This is a genomic window from Streptomyces sp. NPDC002076 (assembly GCF_053593835.1).
In genome coordinates, this window is sequence record NZ_JBSFDI010000002.1 from 608,828 (window position 1) to 615,842 (window position 7,015).

Annotated in this window: 6 protein-coding genes and 3 pseudogenes; 6 read left to right on the forward strand and 3 right to left on the reverse strand. The window is 68.3% G+C overall.

Going from position 1 to position 7,015, the window contains the following annotated elements; genetic code table 11:
- Positions 1-43 precede the first annotated feature (43 nt).
- The gene (locus ACWCQS_RS07205; protein ID WP_451003493.1) at positions 44-1,240 is read right to left on the reverse strand and encodes a Fic family protein; all 1,197 of its coding nucleotides are present in this window, start codon (positions 1,238-1,240) and stop codon (positions 44-46) included.
- Positions 1,241-1,753: 513 nt separating this feature from the next.
- Here ACWCQS_RS07205 and ACWCQS_RS07210 point away from each other — a divergent pair.
- The 4 genes and pseudogenes from ACWCQS_RS07210 to ACWCQS_RS07225 form a co-directional block, all read left to right on the forward strand.
- Positions 1,754-2,275, forward strand: a pseudogene (locus tag ACWCQS_RS07210) (UvrD-helicase domain-containing protein); the annotation flags it as partial.
- Between the two features lie 290 nt (positions 2,276-2,565).
- Positions 2,566-2,778, forward strand: a complete 213-nt coding sequence (locus ACWCQS_RS07215; RefSeq protein ID WP_451003494.1) for a hypothetical protein — start codon at positions 2,566-2,568, stop codon at positions 2,776-2,778.
- A gap of 288 nt (positions 2,779-3,066) precedes the next feature.
- The gene (locus ACWCQS_RS07220) at positions 3,067-3,651 is read left to right on the forward strand and encodes a DinB family protein (RefSeq protein WP_451003495.1); all 585 of its coding nucleotides are present in this window, start codon (positions 3,067-3,069) and stop codon (positions 3,649-3,651) included.
- A 53-nt stretch (positions 3,652-3,704) separates the two neighbouring features.
- Positions 3,705-4,522 (forward strand): IS5 family transposase gene (locus ACWCQS_RS07225; RefSeq protein ID WP_451003496.1). Its coding sequence is split into 2 segments (ribosomal slippage): positions 3,705-4,047 and positions 4,047-4,522, totalling 819 coding nucleotides; the frame shifts between segments, so codons are not numbered across the junction.
- 188 nt (positions 4,523-4,710) lie between these two features.
- On the opposite strand, the gene ACWCQS_RS07230 is transcribed toward ACWCQS_RS07225, so the two are convergent.
- Positions 4,711-5,109: a winged helix-turn-helix transcriptional regulator gene (locus ACWCQS_RS07230; protein WP_451003497.1), complete on the reverse strand. Its 399-nt coding sequence runs from the start codon at positions 5,107-5,109 to the stop codon at positions 4,711-4,713.
- Positions 5,110-5,592: 483 nt separating this feature from the next.
- Here ACWCQS_RS07230 and ACWCQS_RS07235 point away from each other — a divergent pair, with 483 nt between their 5' ends.
- Together ACWCQS_RS07235 and ACWCQS_RS07240 are read left to right on the forward strand one after the other, a co-directional pair.
- Positions 5,593-6,384 (forward strand): dihydrodipicolinate synthase family protein, encoded by a 792-nt coding sequence (locus tag ACWCQS_RS07235; protein WP_451003498.1) that lies wholly within the window; start codon positions 5,593-5,595, stop codon positions 6,382-6,384.
- A 163-nt stretch (positions 6,385-6,547) separates the two neighbouring features.
- Positions 6,548-6,901: pseudogene (locus ACWCQS_RS07240) on the forward strand (NAD(P)H-binding protein); the annotation flags it as partial.
- 30 nt (positions 6,902-6,931) lie between these two features.
- Here the strand turns inward: ACWCQS_RS07240 and ACWCQS_RS07245 are convergent.
- A pseudogene (locus ACWCQS_RS07245) lies at positions 6,932-7,015 on the reverse strand (transposase); the annotation flags it as partial.

Below are 7,015 nucleotides of genomic sequence, written 5' to 3' on the forward strand. Positions count from 1 at the left end.
AGCGGCCGGGGTCACCGGTCGGAGCGGGACGGCCGCAGGCCGTTCAGGAGTCCGGGTCGGTGGTCCTTCTCCGGGTCTCGCGCAGGTGGAGGTCGATGTACCCGGCGAGGGTCAGCGCGTCCCGCGGCTCGTCGGCCTGGAAGGAGACACGGCGCAGCAGCCGCACGCCGTCGAACGCGACACCCTCGCGGGCCAGGACGAAGAGGCAGGTGAGGAGGGCGGAGCGGCCGTTGCCGTCGTCGAAGGGGTGGAAGAAGCAGACGTCGAGGAAGGCGCGTGCGGCCCGGGCGGTCAGCGGGAGGGGCCGGGCGGCGTCCTTCGCGCTCTCGGCCAGGCAGGCGTCGAGGCGTGCTCGGGTGTCCGGGCCTATGCCGTACCGTTCCCGGCCGCCCTTGGCGAAGGCGGCCAAGGTGCGCAACGGCGGCGGCCCGGGCGTGCCGAGGACGTGTCGTTGCCAGCCCTGGATCAGGTCGAAGTCGAGCCGGGCGCCGCGCGCGGCGTCGGCCCGCATCAGCTCCAGGGCGGTGAGCAGGCCCTGTCCGCGGGCGGGGTCCAGGATTGCGTCGAAGGCGCGGATCTCCTCCGCCGCTCCGTCGCGGGACGGCGTCACCGGTCCGTCCCCGGTGCTGTCCTGGGCCGCCTGCCACGGCACGGCTTCCCGCACCGCGAGCCAGCGCTCCAGGTGGTCGGGCAGCGGCGACTCGGCGGCCCGGGCGTCCGCGTGCGGCCGCACGGAGGCCGCGAGCCGCTCGGCGATGTCCTCGACCAGTACCAGGTCGGGGCCGGTCCAGCTCTTGAACCGGCCGCCGATCGCCCGGTCCACCAGGTGCTCGGCGTCGTCGGCCGCGACGCCCCAGCGGGTGAGGAACCAGCTGAGTACCTGATGGCAGTGCCCGTACCAGGCGCTGCCGCAGCCGGTGCGGTCGGTGACGTGCAGGATCAGGTTGTGGGCGGTGCGGTCCCACAAGATCCGCTGGTCGTCGATGTCGGCCAGGTCCAGCGGGTAGGCCTCGAATCGTGTGGCCAGGCTCTCCAGCCACTCACGCCACTCGCGCAGCGCCGCGGTCACGCGATCGAGGGTCTCGTCCGGGGTGGTGACCGAGTGCTGGGGGCAGCACCAGCTGCCGACCGGACCCCCGTCGAAGTCCCCTTCGTCGTGCGCCCATCGCCAGCCGGCGACCCAGGGGCCGTAGTGCTCGGCCAGGGCGTACGTCATGGCGTCGGACCAGGGTCTGGCCACGTCCCAGCTCCATTCGTGCAGGGCCCGGTCACCCGGCGGTACGTCGGGGCGTCGGGGCACCCGCCCGGCGGGCCTGAGCGATCTCACCACTCGAGCCGCCGATTCTCTGTCGAACGGATGACGGGCGGGATCCACCTCGTCCCAGGTCAGATTGCGGGGGGACAGCTCCGTGATCACCGCGTAAGTCTCTCCGCCCACCAGCACCGGTTCAACTCGATTACCGGTCGGTTGCCCGAACCCATTTGAGTCGCGCCCCCGGCCTCTGGCGGCTGCGTCGAGCGGGTCGCGGCCGCCGCACGCTGCGTCGCCCACGCGGGCGTGTACCTCCTGCCCGTCGACCGCTCCCGCTGCCCCCTCAGCACCTGCCTTATCGCCGCGACCACCCGCTCATCGGCCCGCCCCACCGCCGCCCGCTCCCTCACCGCCCGGCGGTCCACCAACCCTTGCTGCGGTAGCGGGCACGTATGCGCCCTACCGTCGCCACCCTCGCCGACCAGCCCCGTCGCCGCCAGCAAACTCGACGCCGACTACCTGCTCCTGGACGAAGCGCAGGACACCGACCCCGTCGTCGAGGCGATCTTCCTCGCCCAACGCCGACTACGCCCAACTCGTCATGGTCCGCGACTCCGCCCAGGCCATCTACCACTGGAGCGGCGCCAAAGACGTCATGACCGGCTTCAACGGCACCCAACTGACCCTGTCGCAGCCCTTCCGCTTCGGACCAGACCTCGCAGCAGAAGCCAATCCCTGGCGGCACCTGGCCAACGCTCCCATCCGGCTCACCGGCACCCCCACCGTGCCCACGGAAATCGGCTCCGTCACCCACCCAGACGCCGTCCTGTGCCGCACCAACTTCGGCGCCATGGCCCACGTCATCGCCTTCATGACCGCCGGATACCGCGTCGCCCCTGGCCGGAGGAGGGGAAGGACTGCGCTCCTTGGCCGAAGCAGCACGCGACCTGAAAGAATGACGACCCACGACCCACCCACCACTTGGAACTCGTCCTCTTCCTCAGCTGGGGTGACCTGAAGGACGGGAACCTTGGTGGGGGACGGCGTGAATACGCTGGGAGATGCGGACGTGGCGTCCGTGCTGTTGGAACCGCATCGCTGGGTGGGGGTGTTCCTTCCCTCGCGGCTTCCACGGGCTGGTCGGTTCGCCCCGTGGCGTCCTGATGCCGTCGATGAGCTGGACGAAAAGCCCAGCGGCGACATGCTCACGGTCGTGTGCCCGGGACAGTACGGGCTGCGCGAGGCGACGGTGCCGGCTGTCGAGGTTGCAACGGCTCAGGCCCTGCCGCTGCTGATGGCCGTGGACAAACCGGATGCAGCCTGTTCCCGGGTTGTCACCGTGGGCGTACGCCGCCCGGATTGCTCTGGAAGCGGTTGTCCGCGGCGATGTCGAGCCTCGACCGGTGCACGTGCACAAATTCGTCACCCGCGGCACGGTCGAAGAGCGGATCGCCGAACTCATCAACCGCAAACGTGCCCTGGCAGAAAGCGTCGACCCAGCGACGACAACTATGTCACCCGCCTGACCGACGCCGAACTCGACGAGTTGCTCCGCCTCAGGGACGATGCCGAATGAGCTCCACGCCGAAGATCACCACCGTAGTCGGCCCGCTGCCCACCGAACTGCACCCCCAGGCAGCCGACTGGCTCCACGCGCTCTTTTCCGGACTAAGAGGCTGTCTCGCGTGGCAAGTTCCGCGAGCTTCTTCAGTAGCTCGGGGCGGTGGCCATGGCCGGGTTTCAGCACTGCCGGTCGTTGCGATCCACGTACGGGATCTTGAGGCCACGAGTAGCCCATGGCAGGCTCATGCCGCATGATCGATGAATTCGCGAAGGGCACGCTGCACGGGCGACTGCGGCGGGACCGCAAGGCGCTGCTCTGGAAGCTCGACGGCCTGTCCGAATACGACGCCCGCCGACCTTTGACAGTGACCGGGACCAACCTCCTCGGCCTGGTCAAACACGTGGCCAGCGTCGAGGCCAGGTACTTGGGCGAGGTCTTCGACCGGCCGTCCCCAGAACCGCTGCCCCGGTGGCAGGACCACGACGGCAGCGATCTGTGGGCGGCTGAGGACGAGGCGCGCGATCAGATCATCGAGTCCTACCGGCGCACGTGGAAACACTCAGACGCGACGATCGACGAGCTTGCCCTCGATGCCCCGGGCCACGTGCCGTGGTGGCCGGAGCCTTATTCCAACACGAACCTGTTCGCCATCCTGGTCTACGTCCTCGGCGAGACCAACCGGCATGCTGGGCACGCCGACATCCTGCGCGAAGGCGTGGACGGCCGAACCGGGATGCGCCCCGAACACGAGATGCAGATCGATGAAGACGCCCGCACCGCCTACTGCGCGAAGATCGAGCAGGCCGCCAGATCGGCGGCATCAGTCGAGGCATAGAAGGCTGTCCCCCGTGACTTGATGCTTGATGTTCGAGCGGCATGATGCCGGCCGTGAGTGCTGATCTGTCGAAGCGTCTGGTTCCTGATGAGCTCTGGAGGCTGGTCGCCCCGTTACTGCCGTCGTTCGCGGCTCGACCGCAAGGTGGCGGGACCGCTCCGCGCGACCAGCGGGCCGTGTTCACCGCAGTGGTGTACGTGCTGACCAGCGGCTGTGCCTGGCGGCATCTGCCGCCGACGTTCGGCACGTCCTCCGCCACCGCGCATCGCCGCTTCGCGGTATGGACCGAGGTCGGCCTGTGGCGTCGGCTGCATCGGGCGGTGCTGGACGAACTCGGGGTCCGGGGCGAAGTGGACTGGACCTCCGCGATCGTCGACGCGGCCTCGGTTCGCGCCAAAAGGGGGGATCGCTGACAGGGCCGAACCCGGTCGATCGCGGCAAGAAGGGCAGCAAGCTGCACGTTCTGTCCGATGCTCAGGGCATCCCGCTCGCCGTCGCCGTGTCAGGTGCGAACATGCACGACAGTCTCGCCCTCAAGCCGATCATCCTCGGCATCCCCGCAGTCCGGTCCCGCCGGGGACCACGGCGGCGCCGGCCCGTGAAACTCCGCGCGGACAAGGCGTACTTCTCCGCCGAACACCTCATCTGGCTGCGCGAGCGTGGGCTCGTCGCACGCATCGCGCGGCCAGGCATCGAGTCCGGCGAACGCCTCGGTCGGCACCGCTGGAAGATCGAGCGGTCGATCGCTTGGCTCTTCGGCTACCGCCGCCTGACCATCCGATACGAACGAAAGGGCTCGCACTTCCTCGCCATCCTCGGCCTGGCCGCTGCCCTGACCTGCTACAAGAAGCTCGCGAAACTTGCCACGTGAGACGCCCTCTAAGGAAATGATCAAGTTGGGGTATCGCCGAGGTGAGCCCAAAAGCGGCCGTGGGATGGCTTCGGCACGGCGATGGCACGTGTTCTGCCCAGCTGCCGGGTCAGGTGTTGGATTCCGCCGGCGCCGGGCGGGGCGCCGGTGCCCGACTCGAACTGTCCATTCTTCGAGGCAGGAGTGGATCAGTCGGTGAGGGTGCGGGTCTCGACGTCGTCGGGGGTCAGGACACGTCCGTCGTGGGCGTGCAGTTCGAGGCGGGCCACTGGTCGGCCGTCACGTTTGTCGACGAGGCTGAGTCGTTCCTCGTCCGTGTCGAACAGGTAGTCCTCGCTCCATTGCCGCAGTGCGACGAGGGGGACCCGCAGGGCCTTCCCTTTGTCTGTCAGCCGGTACTCGGTGTAGGCGCTGCCGTCGGACGCCGGAGCAAGGGTCAGCACATCGCGTTCGACAAGCTTGGCCAGGCGGGCGCTGAGGATGTTCTTGGCGCAGCCGAGACTGCGCTGGAACTCGCTGAACCGGGTCATGCCGGACAGGGCGTCCCGGACGATGAGCAGTGACCACCAGTCGCCGATGTCACTCAATGAGCGAGCAATAGGACAGGAAGCCCCGCTGAGGTCCGTCTTGCGCACCGTAGCCCCTCCCGAGATATTGGTTGCACTATTAAACCACTAAGTGTCGATGCGTGTCCGTGGTCACCCGCCTTGAACAGGCAAGGTCATCGTGATACTAGTTGCAATATTAAACAGGCTGCGCTCACCCGCGATCCGCTGGGGAGGCGGCGACACGGGTCTCCGGGAGCTGTTGTGCACGCCCGGCAATGCGTGGTCAGACACCCTCAGGTGGATGCCGCATGCATCCTGGTCCGGGTCGCGTCTGCAGGCGCCACGCCGAAGGCGGCACACGGCTGCCGAATGGCTACCGCCCGTTCTCATCGCTTCTAGGAGCCGTCATGTTCCGCGGCCTCAGCGCCTTCCCCCTCACTCCCACCGACGAGCAGGGCGTCGACTACACGTCGTACGCCGCGCTCGTCGCCCGCCTCGCGGCCGCCGGGGTGGACTCCCGGGGTGGACTCCATCGGGGCGCTCGGCTCCACGGGTGGTTACGCCTATCTCACCCGTGAACAGCGCGCACGTGCCGCGAAGATCGCTGTTGAGGCAGCCGACGGTGTCCCCGTCATGGTCGGTATCGGTGCGTTGCGTACCTCGCAGGTCCTCGCGCTGGCCGAGGATGCGCAGAAGGCCGGGGCCGACGCAGTGTTGCTCGCCCCGATGACGTATCAGCCGCTCACGGAAGACGAAGTGTTCGGCCTGTACGAAGAGGTCACCCGTGAGCTGTCCGTGCCGCTGTGCGTGTACGACAACCCCCGGACCACGCAAGTGCACTTCAGCGACGACCTGCACGGCCGTATCGCCAGGCTGCCGAACGTGGGCTCGATCAAGATCCCGGCTGTGCCCGACGAACCCGCCCGGGCCAAGGCCCGTATCGATGCGCTGCGGGCGCTGATCCCGGACACGGTCACCATCGGTGTGAGCGGCGACTGGGCGGCCGTCCGCGGCCTGAACGCCGGCTCCGACGTCTGGTACTCGGTCCTCGGTGGCATGTTCCCCCAGACCGCTCTCATGCTCACCCGCGCCGCCCAGGCCGGCCATGCAGGGCGGGCCACGGAACTCTCCGATCAACTCGAGCCGTTGTGGGTGCTCTTCCGCCGTCATGGCGCCCTACGCGTCATGTCCGCTGTTGCGTCTCACCTCGGCTTGACGAAAGAGCCGAATCTGCCGCGCCCCCTGCGTGGTCTGGACACGTCAGCGCGCCAGGACGTCGCGGCTGCGCTGGACGTCCTCAGGCTCAGCACCTGAGAACGAGTGCTGCGAACTGCCAGCATGACGGAGCCAACGCGACAAGCATCCTCCTTGGGCCGGTTGGCCGACCTGCTTCCCAGACGGTGACTGCATGGCACAACCTCGACGAGGCTGGCCGCCTCCGGTTGCGCCGTGGCAGCGCACACCCCAGTCTGCTCCTATGGACGGCACCCCGGAAGCCAGTGCGCTGCCCATACTGGTGACGGGCGCGGCGGGCAGTGTCGGTGCCGTCGGACGATCTGTGGTAGAGGGGCTGAGGCAACGGAGCCTGCGCGTCCGCGCCATGGTGCATCGCGAGGACGAGCGAGCGGAGGCGCTGCGCGCGACGGGAGCCGAGGTCGTCGTCGGAGACCTGACGCGCGCGGTCGACGTCGCCGACGCCCTGGCCGGTTGTGGACGTATGTATTTCGGCATAGGCGTGTCAGCACAGTATCTCGAGGCTGCCGTGACGGCAGCGGCCGTCGCCCGCGCGTACGGACGCCTGGAAGTGTTCGTGAACATGTCGCAGCTCACTGTCTCGGAGATGGATCTCACTAGTGCCGCATCAAGCAACGTTCGCCCTGTCGACGAAATCGCGAAGGCGTTCGTCGGCGGCGTGCTTGTTCCGCCAGATGATGTAGCGGCGGAT

What these genes read in the sequence shown, in the direction of transcription:
- ACWCQS_RS07215 (WP_451003494.1), top strand. Translation starts at nt 2,566, where the DNA reads ATGCAGCCTGTTCCCGGGTTGTCACCGTGGGCGTACGCCGCCCGGATT.
- ACWCQS_RS07220 (WP_451003495.1), top strand. Translation starts at nt 3,067, where the DNA reads ATGATCGATGAATTCGCGAAGGGCACGCTGCACGGGCGACTGCGGCGG.